Here is a 15,336-nt window from a genome sequence, read left to right on the forward strand (position 1 = left end):
TGTTTTCTTGTCGATGTGGCTGGTCGCCCGATGTCAGTCTGTACACATGGCAGAGACGGGGGAGTGGCTTCATCCGTAATGGTCGGAAATGATAAAGATAATGATTTCTATTATCAATATAATTATGAAGAATTGTGTCAGGCTGTAACTGCGCGGACATAAAAAAAGCCCTCTGTATCAGAGGGCTTATGCTGTATCACCGCCGGGATTAACGCTTAAAGCGGTCCGGGAAGGTCATATCGCTGTAACGAACGAAGCGGGTGCCTTTCGCCAGTTTGTAGCCAAACCAGATGACGAGGAACAGCGGAATACCGATGTAGGTCGCCGCCACACCGCCCCAGTCAATGGTGTCCTTGAGGAACGCTTCATAGTTCTGTCCCAGGGTGATGATGAGGCACAGCACGAAGGCGAAGATCGGCCCCAGCGGGAAGAACCCGGAACGATACGGCAGGTTATTGAGATCGTTACCCTGCAGGACGTAGCCGCGACGGAAACGGTAGTGGCTGATGGCAATCCCCAGCCAGGCGATAAAGCCCGTCATCCCGGAGGTGTTCAGCAGCCACAGGTACACCGTCTGGTTACCGAACATCGAAGTCAGGAAGCACAGCGCCGCGATAACGGTGGTCGCGTACAGGGCGTTGCGCGGCACGCCGCCACGCGACAGCTTCGAGAAGATGCGCGGCGCTTTGCCGTCGCAGGCCAGGGTATACAGCATACGCGTAGAGGCGTACATCCCCGAGTTACCCGCCGACAGAACGGCCGTCAGGATAACGGCGTTCATGATCGCCGCCGCCGACAGCAGACCGGCGTGCTGGAAGACCAGCGTGAACGGGCTGACGGAGATATCTTTAACGTCGTTGCGCAGCAGGCTCGGATCGGTATATGGAATGATCAGGCTGATAATCAGGATCGCGAAGACGTAAAACAGCAGGATACGCCAGAAGACCTGGCGCACCGCGCGCGGAATGTTCTTCTCCGGGTTCTCAGACTCACCGGCGGCAATACCGATAAGCTCGGTGCCCTGGAAGGAGAAGCCGACAATCATCGCCACGCCGATCATCGCCGAGAAGCCGCCGGCAAACGGCGCATCCGCGATCCCCCAGTTGCTCCAGCCGGCAGGCTGCGCCCCTTTGAAGATGCCGACAATCATCATCACGCCGACGATGATAAAGATAATGACGGTGGCCACTTTGATCAGCGAGAACCAGTATTCCGCCTCGCCAAAGCCGCGCACCGAGATCCAGTTCAGCAGGAACATAATGCCGAGGAACAAGGCGCTCCAAATCCAGCCCGGGGTGTCAGGGAACCAGTAGCTCATCACCAGCTGCGAGGCCACCAGATCAACGGCGATCGTTACCGCCCAGTTGTACCAGTAGTTCCAGCCCAGCGCGAAGCCAAAGCCCTCTTCAACATAATTCTGCCCGTAGGTGGCGAAGGAACCGGACACCGGCATAAACGCCGCCAGTTCGCCCAGGCTGGTCATCAGGAAATAGACCATCAGACCGATCAGAATATAAGACAGCAGCGCCCCGCCGGGACCTGCTTGCGAAATCGTTGCGCCAGAGGCAACAAAAAGACCCGTACCGATGGAACCGCCGATGGCGATCATGGTCAAGTGGCGCGCCTTCAGTTCACGACGTAGCGTGGGCGCTTCTGTGGTTTTAGTTTCCGAAACCATGTGATAATGCTATCCATCCAAAAAATGAGGCGCGATTGTAGCAGACGATCGGGGTTCCATCCGGTACAAATGCAAAGTTATAAGAGAGCTTCATGATCGACCGCAAATTATTAGTAAAGCACTAACCTGCGGAATTGCCAGCAAATTCCCCCCACCATTATCAGGCGATAAAGCCGGATCGCTACACCTGGCAATACTGCAGAAAACGTTGTAATGCTTTAGAAATATGCTTCTGCCGGTGGTGGATCCGCCATAGCGTGCGCGTCAGCCGGGGCAGCGGCACTTTCAGCTCCGCCAGCGTGCCGGAGGCCAGCTGTTCGGCAATCACCCGCCGCGATAAGCAGCTGATCCCCAGCCCATGGCGTACCGCGTGTTTGATCGCCTCCGAGTTGCCGAGCTCCATCCCCAGATGAAACGCCGGCAGATGCGACAGCAGAACGTAATCGACAATCTCCCGGGTGCCGGATCCATGCTCGCGCAGGATCCACGGCGCCTCGGCCAGTTGCTGCAGGGTCACCTCCCCCGCCAGCAGCGGCGAGTCAGGCGCGGCAAACACCACCAGCTCATCTTCCAGCCACGGCTCGGCAATAATATCGGCGGCATGACACGGCCCCTCGATCAGACCGAAATCCACCCGCAGGTCGGCAACGGCGTTGATCACGTCCAGGCTGTTGCCCACGCTCAGCTCAACCGGTAGATCCGGGAAGTCATGGCGATAGCGGGCGATGATCTCCGGCATAATATAGTTGCCGATGGTGCTGCTGGCGTAGACCCGAATCGCCCCGTTGTCGCCGCGAAACAGCTGCTCGATCTCCAGGGCCCGCTCCAGCAGCGCCAGGGCGCGCGGATAGAGCAGCCGTCCATGCTCATTGACCACCAGCCGCTTGCCGACGCGGTCGAACAGCTGTACGCCGAGCTGCCCTTCCAGATCGGTCAGCGCGGCGCTGACCGCAGATTGCGAAAGCGCCAGCATCTGTGACGCCTGAGTGGTCGACCCACTCTTGTGGACTTCGGCGAACACTTCCAGCTGCCGCAGCGTAATATGCATAACCCACCCGTTGAGTAATCCAGTCTGAATAACCTTTCTTACTATGGTGACACAAATCGAGGCGGCTGATGGAAGGAAAATCCCCTTACGTCACAAAATCATCGTCTTGCTGACAAGAACAGCTCGCCTCCTCGCCTCACTCCCCTGCCCCATTGTCACCGGCGAAGCGGTCATTAACCACTTATTACGATTGATTATAAACATATAATCAATTTTATATTTAATCCCGCGCGGCGTAACCTTTAGGCAGACAAAGGAGAAGGTTATGACAGCACTCACTTTACCCACCAAACATCGTTCCCTGTGGCATTTTGTCCCAGGCCTGGCGCTGACCGCCGCCCTGACCGGCGCCGCCCTGTGGGCCGGTAGCTTTCCGGCCATCGCCGGGGCGGGCTTCAGCGCCCTGACTCTCGCTATCCTGTTCGGGATGGTCGTCGGTAATACGGTCTATCCGAAAATCTGGCAACCCTGCGACGGCGGGGTGATCTTCGCCAAACAGCATTTGCTGCGCCTGGGGATCATCCTCTACGGCTTCCGCCTGACGTTCGCCCAGATTGCCGACGTCGGCGTGAGCGGTATTTTGATTGACGTTCTGACGCTCTCCAGCACCTTTTTCATCGCCTGCTTCCTGGGCCAGAAAGTGTTTGGACTCGATAAGCACACCAGCTGGCTGATCGGCGCCGGCAGCAGCATCTGCGGCGCTGCGGCTGTGCTCGCCAGCGAGCCGGTGGTCAAAGCCGAAGCCAGTAAAGTGACCGTCGCCGTCGCCACGGTGGTGATCTTCGGTACCATCGCCATCTTCCTCTACCCGGCGATGTACCCGCTGCTGGCGCACTGGTTTACCCCGGAGACCTACGGCATCTATATGGGTTCCACCATGCATGAAGTGGCGCAGGTCGTCGCCGCCGGCCATGCGGTCAGCCCGGATGCGGAGAATGCCGCGGTTATCGCTAAAATGCTGCGCGTGATGATGCTGGCCCCGTTCCTGCTGTTCCTGGCGGCGCGTGTTAAACAGCTGACCCCGGCGGGTAACGGCGAGAAAAGCAAAATCACCATTCCGTGGTTTGCCATTATGTTCATCCTGGTGGCAGTGTTTAACTCCTTCCATCTGCTGCCGAAAGCGGTCGTGGATATGCTGGTGACGCTGGATACCGTCCTGCTGGCGATGGCCATGGCCGCTCTTGGGGTGACCACTCACGTCAGCGCGCTGAAAAAAGCCGGGGCGAAACCGCTGCTGATGGCGCTGATGCTGTTCGTCTGGTTGATTGTCGGCGGCGGGGCCATTAACGTCGCGATCCACAGCCTGATGGCATAAAGCACTACATCTTTCTCCAGTTAAGCCGCTATCATTACCCACCCCCCAGCGGCTTTAACTGGAGTTTTTTTATGAAATACGTAGGAGCGCACGTGAGCGCCTCAGGTGGACTGGCCAATGCCGCCATTCGCGCCGCCGAAATCGAAGCAACCGCCTTCGCCCTCTTCACCAAAAACCAGCGCCAGTGGCGCGCCGCGCCGCTCAGCGACGAGACCATCGCCGAATTCAAAGCCGCCTGTGAAAAGTATCACTTTGGCCCCGGGCAGATCCTGCCGCACGACAGCTACCTGATTAACCTCGGCCATCCGGTGGAAGAAGCGCTGGAAAAATCCCGTGATGCCTTCATCGATGAGATGACCCGCTGCCAGCAGCTGGGGCTGACGCTGCTCAACTTCCACCCCGGCAGCCATCTGCAGCAGATCCCGGAGGAGGAGTGCCTGGCGCGCATCGCCGAATCGATCAATATCGCGCTGGCCAAGACCGAAGGCGTCACCGCCGTGATCGAAAACACCGCCGGCCAGGGCAGCAACCTCGGCTTTAAGTTCGAGCATCTCGCGGCCATCATCGATGGCGTGGAAGATAAAACCCGCGTCGGCGTCTGCATCGATACCTGCCACGCCTTCGCCGCCGGCTACGACCTGCGGAGCGCCGAAGCCTGCGAGAAGACCTTTGCCGACTTCGACCGTATCGTCGGCTTTCAGTATCTGCGCGGCATGCACCTCAACGATGCCAAGAGCGCCTTTGGCAGCCGGGTTGACCGTCACCATAGTCTGGGGGAAGGCAACATCGGCCACGACTGCTTCAGCTGGATCATGCAGGACAGCCGCTTCGACGGCATTCCGCTGATTCTGGAAACCATCAACCCGGATATCTGGGCGGAAGAGATAGCCTGGCTGCGGGCGCAGCAGATCGCCGAAGTGGCGTAAACAGAGACATAAAAAAAGGGCCGAACAGTCGGCCCTTTTTTATTGCGGAGAGATTATGCCGCTTTTTCGACTTCCGCTACCTGCGCTTCCGGGCGTTTCAGCACCGCGTAGGAGAGGCCCGCCACCAGCGTCCCGGCGACAATCGCCAGCAGGTAGCCCAGCACTGGCGTAATCGCCCCCGGGATCAGCAGAACAAACAGCCCGCCGTGCGGCGCCATCAGTTTTGCGCCAATTGCCATCGAGATAGCGCCGGTTACCGCGCCGCCGACGATACAGCAAGGCAGCACGCGCATCGGGTCACGTGCGGCAAAAGGAATCGCCCCTTCAGAGATAAAGCACAGGCCGAGAACCAGCGCGGCTTTGCCCCCTTCCCGCTGCCCTTTGTCGAACTTATTGCGGGCAACCAGCGTCGCGACACCCATCGCCAGCGGAGGCACCATACCGGCCGCCATGATCGCCGCCATCGGCGCGTAAGTCTGGGTACTCAGCAGGCCAACGCCGAAGGCATAGGCCGCTTTGTTCACCGGGCCGCCCATGTCGGTACACATCATCGCGCCGAGGATCGCGCCCAGCAGAACCGCGTTGGCGGTGCCCATGGTTTGCAGCCAGTGGGTCAGCCAGGCGAGGATACCGGCGACCGGTTTACCGATCAGGTAGATCATCGCCAGGCCCACGATCAGGCTGGAAACCAGCGGAATGATCAGGATTGGCTTCAGCGCTTCCATACTCTGCGGCAGTTTCAGCTTAGTGCTGATGGCTTTCGCCACGTAACCGGCAAGGAAACCGGCGATAATCCCGCCGATAAAGCCGGAGCCGCCGCTGACCGCCAGCATACCGCCGATAAGACCCGGGGTCAGACCCGGACGGTCGGCAATAGAGAAGGCGATAAAGCCCGCCAGCACCGGCACCATCAGCGCGAAGGCCGAGCCGCCGCCGATTTGCATCAGCGCCGCCGCCAGGGTGTCTTTTACTTCAAACGCTTTGATCCCGAAGGCAAAGGAGAGCGCGATGCACAGGCCGCCCGCCACCACCATCGGCAGCATGTAGGAGACGCCAGTCAGCAGGTGGCGGTAGGCGCCCGCCGACTCTTTTTTACCTTCGCCAGCAGCCTGAGGTTTCCCGGAAGGCTGGTACGGTTTGGCTTCCACCACCGCTTTGTCCAGCTCCTGGGCGGTTTTCTTCAGCGCCAGACCGGTGGTAGTGCGATACATCGGCTTGCCGGCGAATTTCGCCAGGTCGACTTCGATATCAGCGGCGACGATCACTAGATCCGCCTCGGCCACCTCTTCCGGGGTGATAGCATTGCCCGCGCCGACGGAGCCGCGAGTTTCCACTTTCACCCACCATCCGCGTTTTTTCGCTTCGGTTTCAATGGCTTCAGCGGCCATAAAGGTATGGGCAACGCCGGTCGGACAGGCGGTGACCGCGACAATACGTTTCGGTCCGCTGGTGGCCGCCGGGACTGCCGCGGCGGCAGGCGCCGCGTACGGCGTCGCATGGCCCTTGGCTTCGCTCAGGAACAGCTCCGGGTGCGCCACGGCGCGATTAATATCGCCGAGGAAAACCTGTTTGCCGTTCAGCGCGCTGTCAGTGGGCAGCGCCGACCCGAGAACAATCACCAGTTCGGCGTCGTTGGGGTTATCAATCAGTTCAAGGTGCGCTTTTGGCGCGGCGGCGCCCAGCAGGGTTTTCGCCATATAGGCGCGCGCCTGTCCGAGTCCGGCATCAATAATCAGCAGCGTTTTCATTATGCCTCTCCTGCTGTCAATTAAAGGGTTGTAAGTCGACGCGCGCCATCATCGCGGCCAACTGGGTACGGTCGGTGATCCCTACATTGCTCTGGCTGACGGCCAGGGCAGCGACAGCAGTCGCCAGGCGCAGGGTATGTTCGCTGGATTCACGCATCAGCAGGCCGTAAATCAGGCCGCCGACCATCGAATCGCCGGCGCCAACGGTGCTGACCACTTCGACTGAAGGCGGCTTGGCAATCCACTCGCCGGAGGCGTTCACCCACAGCGCGCCCTCTTCGCCCAGGGAAATCACTACGTGAGCGATCCCCTGCTCGCGCAGCGCATGGGCGGCGTCGATAACGTCTTTCATCTCCGGCAGCTTACGGCCAGCCCAGATTTCCAGCTCGCGACGGTTCGGTTTCACCAGCCACGGCGCCGCTTTCAGTCCGGCAACCAGCGCTTCGCGGCTGCTGTCGAAAATGATGCACGGGCACTGGCTGCGCAAACGGGTCATCCAGTCGGTAAAGGCCTCCGGGCTGACGCCGGACGGCAGACTGCCGCTGACGCAGACCATATCGAACTGCCCGAGCCAGCTCAGGGAGTCGTTGACGAAGCGTTCCCAGTCGCCCGGGGTCACTTCGAAGCCGGAGAAGTTGAAATCGGTCACTTCGCCATCTTTTTCCGTCAGCTTAACGTTGATACGGGTCCGGCCCTGCACCACCTGGAAACGGTTGGCGATCCCCAGCTCGCTGAACAGCTGCTGAAAGCCATCCTGGTTGTCTTTCCCCAGGAAGCCGCCGACGGTGACGTCAATGCCAAGATCTTTCAGCACTTTCGCCACGTTGATGCCTTTCCCGGCGGCGTGCAGGCCGGTGGTACGCACCAGGTTCACTTCACCGCGCTCGATCTCCGGGGTGAAGCCCACCAGATCGTACGCCGGGTTTAAAGTAATGGTTGCTACACGTCTGCTCATTTATGCGCCCTCCCCAAGGCCTGCGGCGATCGCTTCGCCAATCGCATCCAGCGCTTGTTGCGCATCTTCACCCTGCGCGGTAAAGCGCAGACGGTGACCTTTTTTCACACCCAGCGCCACGACCTTCATCAGGCTACGACCGTTGGCCGGCTTGCCGGAACCGTCGAGGTTAGTGACGGTGACGTCGCTGGAAAATTGTTTAATGGTGTTGACCAGCATGGTGCCCGGACGGGCATGCAGGCCATGCTCATTGCGCACCACGAATTCGGCGCTCAGCACATCTTCGGCAATCGCGTCGTCGCTGGTCAGCAGCGCCAGCACGGTGGCGGCGTCGGCTTTCAGCAGATGGTCAGCTTTCTTGTCCAGCAGCAGCTTGCTCAGGCGGTTCAGCACCGCGGTTGGCTGCTCGTCGGTCATCGCCACCGTGACCAGCAGGGAAACCGGCTGATCGTCGCGGGTGAAGGCGGTGGCGGCGCGGCTGACCGCCACGGCGCTGCGCAGATTGCCTTCAGCGCTGTCGTTCAGCCAGATGCCCTGACCGAGGTTCAGCGGCGTATCGTTAATGACGTGGCTAACGAAGGCGGAATCCACCGCGCCTGCTTCTTTCAGACGCGCGGCGTTCAGCGCCTGCAGGGTCAGCAGATCGCTGGCCGCGACGTCGAGACTGAGGGTCTCGTTGTCCAGCTTCAGCGCTTCGCTCTGTTTCTCTCCCATCAGCAGCGCACGCAGCTCTTCCGCGGTGGTGGCGGACTGCAGCTGGGCGGCGACGGCGTCATCGCTCAACACGTGGGTCAGCTGACGCAGCAGGCCGAGGTGTTCATCTGAGCTGGCGGCAATCCCGATCGCCACATAGGCGGTCTGCCCTTCGCCCCAGGTGACGCCCTGCGGGAACTGAAACACCTGAACGCCGGTCTTCAGCACCTGATCACGCGTATCCGTCGTGCCGTGCGGGATCGCGATCCCGTTGCCGAGGAAGGTCGAGGTCTGCTGCTCGCGGGCCAGCATGCCGTTCACGTAGCCATCGGCCACGTTGCCGGCGCTGACCAGCGCGGCGGCGACCTGCCGGATGGCCTCTTCTTTATTACCGGCCTGCTGGCCGGGATGAATATCCTGCACAGATAACTGGAACATGGTTCTCCTCTCCTGCTGAATTGAATCGTTTCAGCTAACTTGAGAAAAAAGGCGCCATCTGACGGTGAACGATATGTCGAATGACGCTGAAACGTTTCAAGAATTTTGTACCTTTCTTGCTCAATGCGCAAGGTACGTCAGCGACTTGATTGCAGAACTTAGAGGTACTGCACACTTTTGCTGAAGCCCTGGCGCCTGGCTGGGGTAAGCGTCAGCTTTTTGCTGAACCTTGTATTTTGAAACGCCTTTTTAATTATTCGTGCCATACTACTGTTTATTTTCAGCCAGCAGGCGTAAACTCCGCGCCGTCTCCTGAAACTACAGAAAACCAAACACATGGAAAACCGAAGCGCCGCCCTTCCCCGACGCGGATTCGATGTCACCTCTTCCGCCTTCCTGATCGTCGCCTTTCTGACGGGCATTGCCGGGGCGTTGCAGACGCCGACCCTGAGCCTGTTTCTGACCAATGAAGTACACGTCCGCCCGGCGATGGTGGGTTTCTTTTTTACCGGCAGCGCCGTCATAGGCATTCTGGTCAGTCAGTTCCTCGCCGGACGTTCTGACCGTCAGGGCGACCGCAAGCAGCTGATTGTCGTCTGCTGCCTGCTGGGAGTGCTGGCCTGCGTGCTGTTTGCCTGGAACCGGAACTACTTCATTTTGCTGTTCGTCGGCGTCTTCCTCAGCAGCTTTGGTTCGACCGCCAACCCACAGATGTTCGCCCTCGCGCGCGAGCATGCCGACAAAACCGGCCGCGAAGCGGTAATGTTCAGCTCCATTTTGCGCGCCCAGGTTTCCCTGGCATGGGTGATTGGTCCCCCGCTGGCCTATGCGCTGGCCATGGGGTTTGGCTTTACCGCGATGTACCTCAGCGCCGCGGCGGCGTTTATCGTCTGCGGGATTATGGTCTGGCTGTTCTTGCCCAGCATGCGCAAAGCGAAGGCGGTGGCGACCGGCCGGCTGGAGGCCCCGCGCAAGCACCGCCGCGATGCGCTGTTGCTGTTCAGCATCTGCACGCTGATGTGGGGCACGAACAGCCTGTACATCATTAATATGCCGCTGTTTATCATTAACGAGCTGCATCTGCCGGAGAAGCTGGCCGGCCTGATGATGGGAACCGCCGCCGGGCTGGAAATCCCCACCATGCTGATTGCCGGTTACTATGCCCGGCGCTTCGGTAAACGCTTTCTGATGCGCCTCTCCGCGGTGGCTGGGGTGCTGTTTTATGTGGGCATGCTGACGGTGCATACGCCGGGGCTGCTGCTGGCGATGCAGGTGCTGAACGCCATCTATATTGGGATCCTCGCCGGGATTGGCATGCTTTATTTCCAGGATTTGATGCCCGGGCAGGCAGGCGCTGCCACCACCCTCTACACCAATACCACCCGCGTCGGTTGGATCATCGCCGGCTCACTGGCGGGCGTGGTGGCAGAGATCTGGAGCTATCATGCGGTGTTCTGGATTGCGCTGGTCATGGGGATCGCCACGCAGGCCTGCCTGTGGCGGATCAGGGACGTCTAGATAAGGTTGCCCGGCCGGAGCCGGGCAATGGGGATTAATGATCCAGATAGAGATAATGCAGCCAGCTGGTCATGCGCAGCAGCACTTTGCGCATAATCGACACATGGGCAAAATAATCGGTATACACCGCCGCCTGGGCGCTGACCCCGTCCGGTAAATGTTCCACTTCCGGATGGGGATCGAGGTCGATCAGCACGTAAATGCCCTCTTTCCCTGCCCCGGCGTTCAGTCCTTGCAGGGCGCCGCTGGCCTGGTAGCTGCCGTCCGGGACGGTCGGCAACACCCGCGATACCTTACCGCTGTAGACGCTGCCCGGCAGACCGTTAAACACCACCTCCGCGCTATCCCCGGCCGTCAGACGCAGGACCGAATTCTGGCGGAATACCGCCACCACCTGGCGCTTTTGCTGGGGAATAAACACCAGCACCGGCTTGAAGGGCAGACGCACCGCGGTCATCCCCGGCCGCGCCAGAAGCTGGGTGACGTAGCCGTCGCTCGGCGCGCGAATCACGGTTTGCGCCAGATTATACTCCGCTTCAAGGATCTGCGATTTCAGGCTGGCAATATTGGCATCCAGCCCGTGGTAGCGTCCGGATACCTGCTCTCGGGCGTTTTGTAATTGCGCTTTCGCCGCCTGCAGTACCGCCGACTGGATCTGCACCTGCTGCCTGGCATGAGTCACATCCTGTTCCGAAAAAGGATTCACCGGCATGGCCGCTCCCTGGGCATAGCGCTGGTAGTCGCGGGTGACCCGGTCGTACTCCGCCTGCGCCTGCTGTACTCTGGCGCTGGCATCGTCAATGGTTGCCTGCTTCGCCCGCAGCGTGGCCTCCTCGGCCGCCAGATCGGCTTTCAGCTTGTTCAGGCGTGCGCGGTAGCGGGTATCGTCGATGCGAAACAGCAGTTCGCCCTTCTTCATTAACACATTGGTTTTACTGGTCACCTCCACCACCTCGCCTGATACCTGCGGCACCATCGGAATGGAGACGACAATTTTTTGCGCTCGCATCGTATAGGGGTGGTTATAGTTCATCGTTAATATTAGCGCACCGACGATCACTATTCCGCCTAATATAGCGGTGGGGATCGTCCATTTATTTACTGGAATGCGAAATATTTTAAACACGCCCCAGGCAATGGCGACATAGCAAAGGATAATTAACAGATCCATATTATTTCTCGCTATTCTCCACCGACGCCTGCTGGCTGTTTTTTAATGCCGCTTCAAGTAACGCAATGCGTTTCTCCAGCTCCGCTCGCTGCTGATGTCCTCCGGTCTGTGAGGCCATCCCCCAGCCACGATCAGGCCGGTACAACGTGGCCCAGATCCACAGAAAAGGCCAGATAGCATGCAGGGTAAACAGGCTTATCCAGCCTGCTACATGAATCGCGTCCTGATGGGGATGCTGGCGTTTTTGCGCGATGTGATAGGGAATATCGTGGATAATAATAACTCCATAAAACAATATGAGAAATACCAGTATTAATACAAACAAAGCAAAATAATTAAGCAGCATGGTGCATATACACTCAGTAAGCCAGCGGGAAGATCGTTATTTTTAATCACGTCGAGAACCACAAAAGAAGCAATAAAACGCACAGATTTCCTTAAATAAACGACTGTTCAACGCAAAGGCCATCATACGTTCAGCGGATCAATAAATCACATGGCAATTCAGCCAAACTGGTATATCATTTTTGATATACCATTAATATCAGGCAGCGATAAGATGTTGAAAGACTTTAAAATGGACGAGCTGAGGATCCTCTGCGCCATCGCCGAAACCGCCAGCGTAAGCCGGGCAGCCCAGCGCCTGAATATGCCCCAGTCTAACGTCTCACGGACGCTGACCAGCGTGGAGCGGAAAGTCGGTCTGGCTATTTTTCTGCGCACCGCCAGGGAACTGGTGCGTACCGAGTTCGGCGAGCAGTTTATTCACGCCAGCAGCGCCGTTCTTGCGCAGCATGAGCAGCTTATCAACCTCGCCGACCGTTATAAGAACACACTGCAGGGCGTTGTCACCCTTGGAGCGCCCATCGGCATCCACCAGTTTCTCGGGCGCTATATTCTGCCAGCGCTAAGAAAAACGCTGCCGGAACTGCAGATCAATCTGGTCACCCGCAACGCCAGCGAGCGGGAACAGAAATACGGCGCCATTTTCAATAGCGACTGCGATCTGCTGATAAGCCCCTTTAAGCCACAGAATGAAAACCTCATCGCCCGCCCGTTTACCCGCTTTCGTACCGGCGTCTTCGCCTCCCCAGATTACCTCGCGCAACACCCTATCGCCGAACCGGAGGCGCTGGCGGATCATGAGTGCATCACCCTGCGTATGCTGGGCGGCAGCGACAATATCTGGACCTTCAAAAGCAAAAACGGCAAACCGCTTAATCTCACGGTAAAGGGGGGATTCGTGTGCGATAACACGCTGCCGGCGGTGGAGCTGGCGAAGCTGGGGATGGGGATCGTTTATGCGCCCTACTATTCACTCGCCACCGAGCTGGCGGCAGGACAGTTGGTTCCCTGTCTGAAAAAGGAGCGCTGTATCGATCTGCAGGCCTGGCTTATCTACCAGCGACGGGACATTCTTCCGCTGCGCGTCCAGGCGCTGCTGGACGGCCTCAGCGTCCATATCAAAAACCTGTCTCATTTGCTGCTTTAAGCTCAGGGCGCGGTGGCCAGCTCAAGCGCCAGCAGCCAGGTAATGGCTTCATCACGATGAGTCAAGCACATCTCCGGCGAGGGCTGCAGGCTGGCGCACACCTTCGGGCGCAGTGGGGAACCGAAAATGAGGCACAGATTGTGCTCGGAGAGCTGAATACAGCGAGTGTTGGCCGGCTTGCCCTGCGGCATGCCGGGGATCGGCGATGATATAGAGGGGGCGATGCAACATGCGCCACAATCAGTACGACATTCCACAACCCAGCTCCCGAACGCTCATTTTGCGCCACAGCCTAAACGTTTTGCCAGAAGATAGCAAAACTCGCGAATTCCACTTGCCTGAACGCCCGGGCGCGAGTAGTTTTACGCGATATTTTTGACTCGTTAAGTGACAGGATTACTGCAATGCCAAGAGCGAATGAAATTAAAAAAGGTATGGTGCTGAATTACAACGGCAAGCTGCTGATTGTGAAAAATATCGATATTCAGTCACCCAGCGCCCGCGGTGCTGCGACACTGTATAAAATGCGCTTCTCCGATGTGCGTACCGGCCTGAAAGTAGAAGAGCGCTTCAAAGGCGACGATATCGTCGATACCGTGACCCTGACCCGCCGTTTCGTTGACTTCTCTTATGTCGATGGCAACGAATACGTGTTCATGGATAAAGAAGACTACACCCCTTACACCTTCACGAAAGAGCAGATCGAAGAAGAGCTGCAGTTTATTCCGGAAGGCGGCATGCCGGATATGCAGGTGCTGACCTGGGATGGGCAGCTGCTCGCGCTTGAGCTGCCGCAGACCGTGGACCTGGAAATTATCGAAACCGCGCCGGGGATTAAAGGGGCATCCGCCAGCTCCCGCACCAAGCCCGCCACCATGAGCACTGGCCTGGTGATTCAGGTGCCGGAATACCTGACCACCGGTGAGAAAATCCGCATTCATATCGAAGAGTGCCGCTTTATGGGCCGCGCGGATTAATCTTCCGTGACGAGTTGACATAAAAAAGGACAGCCGCTGGCTGTCCTTTTTATTATCCCCATTGCCGCGATTACAACAGTTCAGGGTATTTGGTCATCTTCAGCGCCAGCTCCACGCCGCGTACTTCCGCCATCCCCTTGAGACGGCCAATAGCCGAATAGCCTGGGTTGGTTTTCTTGCGCAGATCGTCGAGCATCTGATGACCATGATCCGGACGGAAGGGGATCGGGCGCAGATCGCCGGCCTGCTTACGCCGCTGCTCTTCACGCAGAATCGCATCCACCACCGCCACCATATTAACGTCGCCGCTAAGGTGCGCCGCCTCGTGGAAGGTTTTCGGGTTCGCTTCACGGCAGGTGGAGCGCAGATGGGTAAAGTGGATACGATCGCCAAAGGTCTCCACCATCTTCACCAGATCGTTATCGGCGCGGACGCCATAGGATCCGGTGCACATGGTAAAGCCATTATTAATGCTGTCCACTGTCTCTTTCAGCCACTGCATATCTTCAATGGTCGAGACGATACGCGGCAGGCCAAGGATCGGCCGCGGCGGATCGTCCGGATGCACAGCCAGACGGATCCCCACCTCTTCGCACACCGGCACGATGGCCCGCAGGAAATAGGCCATATTTTCGCGCAGCTGCGCTTTATCGATGTGGTCATATTCCGCCAGACGCGCGCGGAACTGGTCGAGGGTGTAACCCTCTTCCGCTCCCGGCAGGCCGGCGATGATATTGCGGGTTAGTTTCTCAATGTCCGCTTCGCTCATCGCCTTGTAATACGCCTCGGCCTGGCGCTGCTCTTCTTCGCTGTAATCCGCTTCCGCCCCCGGGCGTTTGAGGATATGCAGTTCAAAGGCGGCGAAGGCGATCTGATCGAAACGCAGCGCCCGGGAGCCATCCGGCAGCTCATATTCCAGATCGGTGCGCGTCCAGTCGAGGATCGGCATAAAGTTGTAGCATACGGTATCGATGCCGCAGGCCGCGAGGTTGCGGATGCTCTGCTGATAGTTGGCAATCCAGGTCGCATACTGCCCGCTGTGGGTTTTAATATCCTCGTGCACCGGAATGCTTTCGACCACCGACCAGGTCAGCCCTTTCGCCGCTAACAGCGCCTGACGCTCTTTAATCTCGTCGACCGGCCAGACCTGACCGTTTGCAATATGGTGCAGCGCAGTGACGACCCCGGTCGCTCCTGCCTGCCGTACATCATCAAGCGATACCGGATCGTTCGGCCCATACCACCGCCAGGTTTGCTCCATCGCTATGCCCTCACAAAAGTTGTTATACCAATAATGGCGACACTCATGACGACTACCATACATGTTTCTCAGCAGGCTGCAAACAGTGCCGGCGCATTGATTGATCCAGCTCACAG

14 protein-coding genes are annotated in these 15,336 nt (G+C 58.4%); 5 read left to right on the forward strand and 9 right to left on the reverse strand.

Features of this window, described 5'->3' with window-relative positions:
- Positions 1 to 208: 208 nt before the first annotated feature.
- Positions 209 to 1,678 (reverse strand): amino acid permease, encoded by a 1,470-nt coding sequence (locus ACQUTP_RS06335; protein WP_004201637.1) that lies wholly within the window; start codon positions 1,676 to 1,678, stop codon positions 209 to 211.
- 181 nt (positions 1,679 to 1,859) lie between these two features.
- Positions 1,860 to 2,726, reverse strand: a complete 867-nt coding sequence (gene yieE / locus ACQUTP_RS06340; RefSeq protein ID WP_004201638.1) for a DNA-binding transcriptional regulator YeiE — start codon at positions 2,724 to 2,726, stop codon at positions 1,860 to 1,862.
- Positions 2,727 to 2,991: 265 nt separating this feature from the next.
- Between yieE and ACQUTP_RS06345 the strand changes: the two genes are divergently transcribed.
- Positions 2,992 to 4,041 (forward strand): YeiH family protein, encoded by a 1,050-nt coding sequence (locus ACQUTP_RS06345; RefSeq protein WP_004201639.1) that lies wholly within the window; start codon positions 2,992 to 2,994, stop codon positions 4,039 to 4,041.
- A 71-nt stretch (positions 4,042 to 4,112) separates the two neighbouring features.
- On the forward strand, positions 4,113 to 4,967 hold the full coding sequence (gene nfo / locus ACQUTP_RS06350) for a deoxyribonuclease IV (RefSeq protein ID WP_017899323.1): 855 nt from the start codon (positions 4,113 to 4,115) through the stop codon (positions 4,965 to 4,967).
- Positions 4,968 to 5,020: 53 nt separating this feature from the next.
- On the opposite strand, the gene fruA is transcribed toward nfo, so the two are convergent.
- The 3 genes from fruA to fruB are packed head-to-tail and all read right to left on the reverse strand — an operon-like array spanning position 5,021 to position 8,801.
- Complete coding sequence (gene fruA, locus ACQUTP_RS06355; protein ID WP_004201641.1) at positions 5,021 to 6,715, reverse strand: PTS fructose transporter subunit IIBC; 1,695 nt, start codon at positions 6,713 to 6,715, stop codon at positions 5,021 to 5,023.
- Positions 6,716 to 6,731: 16 nt separating this feature from the next.
- Positions 6,732 to 7,670: a 1-phosphofructokinase gene (fruK, locus tag ACQUTP_RS06360; protein ID WP_002912941.1), complete on the reverse strand. Its 939-nt coding sequence runs from the start codon at positions 7,668 to 7,670 to the stop codon at positions 6,732 to 6,734.
- Positions 7,671 to 8,801 carry a fused PTS fructose transporter subunit IIA/HPr protein gene (gene fruB, locus ACQUTP_RS06365; RefSeq protein ID WP_004201642.1) on the reverse strand — a complete coding sequence of 377 codons (1,131 nt, stop codon included), beginning with the start codon at positions 8,799 to 8,801 and terminating at the stop codon, positions 7,671 to 7,673.
- Between the two features lie 336 nt (positions 8,802 to 9,137).
- Here fruB and setB point away from each other — a divergent pair, with 336 nt between their 5' ends.
- Positions 9,138 to 10,319 carry a sugar efflux transporter SetB gene (gene setB / locus ACQUTP_RS06370; RefSeq protein WP_017899322.1) on the forward strand — a complete coding sequence of 394 codons (1,182 nt, stop codon included), beginning with the start codon at positions 9,138 to 9,140 and terminating at the stop codon, positions 10,317 to 10,319.
- A gap of 34 nt (positions 10,320 to 10,353) precedes the next feature.
- Here the strand turns inward: setB and ACQUTP_RS06375 are convergent, their stop codons facing one another.
- Positions 10,354 to 11,490, reverse strand: coding sequence for an HlyD family secretion protein (locus tag ACQUTP_RS06375; protein WP_004201644.1), 1,137 nt, complete (start codon positions 11,488 to 11,490; stop codon positions 10,354 to 10,356).
- A gap of 1 nt (position 11,491) precedes the next feature.
- A complete protein-coding gene (locus ACQUTP_RS06380; protein WP_049093647.1) occupies positions 11,492 to 11,836 on the reverse strand; it encodes a DUF3302 domain-containing protein in 345 nt (114 codons plus the stop codon).
- A 213-nt stretch (positions 11,837 to 12,049) separates the two neighbouring features.
- On the opposite strand from ACQUTP_RS06380, the gene ACQUTP_RS06385 reads away from it, so the two are divergent.
- Positions 12,050 to 12,982, forward strand: a complete 933-nt coding sequence (locus ACQUTP_RS06385) for a LysR family transcriptional regulator (protein WP_049004214.1) — start codon at positions 12,050 to 12,052, stop codon at positions 12,980 to 12,982.
- A 2-nt stretch (positions 12,983 to 12,984) separates the two neighbouring features.
- Here the strand turns inward: ACQUTP_RS06385 and ACQUTP_RS06390 are convergent, their stop codons facing one another.
- Positions 12,985 to 13,239, reverse strand: coding sequence for a YkgJ family cysteine cluster protein (locus tag ACQUTP_RS06390; protein ID WP_004201647.1), 255 nt, complete (start codon positions 13,237 to 13,239; stop codon positions 12,985 to 12,987).
- A gap of 147 nt (positions 13,240 to 13,386) precedes the next feature.
- Between ACQUTP_RS06390 and yeiP the strand changes: the two genes are divergently transcribed.
- Positions 13,387 to 13,959 carry an elongation factor P-like protein YeiP gene (gene yeiP, locus ACQUTP_RS06395; RefSeq protein WP_428902359.1) on the forward strand — a complete coding sequence of 191 codons (573 nt, stop codon included), beginning with the start codon at positions 13,387 to 13,389 and terminating at the stop codon, positions 13,957 to 13,959.
- 70 nt (positions 13,960 to 14,029) lie between these two features.
- On the opposite strand, the gene uxuA is transcribed toward yeiP, so the two are convergent.
- Complete coding sequence (gene uxuA / locus ACQUTP_RS06400; protein WP_043520315.1) at positions 14,030 to 15,220, reverse strand: mannonate dehydratase; 1,191 nt, start codon at positions 15,218 to 15,220, stop codon at positions 14,030 to 14,032.
- Between the last annotated feature and the right edge of the window lie 116 nt (positions 15,221 to 15,336).

The sequence above is a fragment of the Klebsiella sp. 2-CIP_Kleb. genome (genome assembly GCF_050378715.1).
In the GTDB taxonomy this organism is placed as follows: domain Bacteria; phylum Pseudomonadota; class Gammaproteobacteria; order Enterobacterales; family Enterobacteriaceae; genus Klebsiella; species Klebsiella quasipneumoniae.

What these genes read in the sequence shown, in the direction of transcription:
- fruA (WP_004201641.1), bottom strand. Translation starts at nt 6,715, where the DNA reads ATGAAAACGCTGCTGATTATTGATGCCGGACTCGGACAGGCGCGCGCC.
- yeiP (WP_428902359.1), top strand. Translation starts at nt 13,387, where the DNA reads ATGCCAAGAGCGAATGAAATTAAAAAAGGTATGGTGCTGAATTACAAC.
- ACQUTP_RS06380 (WP_049093647.1), bottom strand. Translation starts at nt 11,836, where the DNA reads ATGCTGCTTAATTATTTTGCTTTGTTTGTATTAATACTGGTATTTCTC.
- ACQUTP_RS06385 (WP_049004214.1), top strand. Translation starts at nt 12,050, where the DNA reads ATGTTGAAAGACTTTAAAATGGACGAGCTGAGGATCCTCTGCGCCATC.
- uxuA (WP_043520315.1), bottom strand. Translation starts at nt 15,220, where the DNA reads ATGGAGCAAACCTGGCGGTGGTATGGGCCGAACGATCCGGTATCGCTT.
- ACQUTP_RS06375 (WP_004201644.1), bottom strand. Translation starts at nt 11,490, where the DNA reads ATGGATCTGTTAATTATCCTTTGCTATGTCGCCATTGCCTGGGGCGTG.
- ACQUTP_RS06345 (WP_004201639.1), top strand. Translation starts at nt 2,992, where the DNA reads ATGACAGCACTCACTTTACCCACCAAACATCGTTCCCTGTGGCATTTT.
- nfo (WP_017899323.1), top strand. Translation starts at nt 4,113, where the DNA reads ATGAAATACGTAGGAGCGCACGTGAGCGCCTCAGGTGGACTGGCCAAT.
- setB (WP_017899322.1), top strand. Translation starts at nt 9,138, where the DNA reads ATGGAAAACCGAAGCGCCGCCCTTCCCCGACGCGGATTCGATGTCACC.
- yieE (WP_004201638.1), bottom strand. Translation starts at nt 2,726, where the DNA reads ATGCATATTACGCTGCGGCAGCTGGAAGTGTTCGCCGAAGTCCACAAG.
- fruB (WP_004201642.1), bottom strand. Translation starts at nt 8,801, where the DNA reads ATGTTCCAGTTATCTGTGCAGGATATTCATCCCGGCCAGCAGGCCGGT.
- fruK (WP_002912941.1), bottom strand. Translation starts at nt 7,670, where the DNA reads ATGAGCAGACGTGTAGCAACCATTACTTTAAACCCGGCGTACGATCTG.
- ACQUTP_RS06335 (WP_004201637.1), bottom strand. Translation starts at nt 1,678, where the DNA reads ATGGTTTCGGAAACTAAAACCACAGAAGCGCCCACGCTACGTCGTGAA.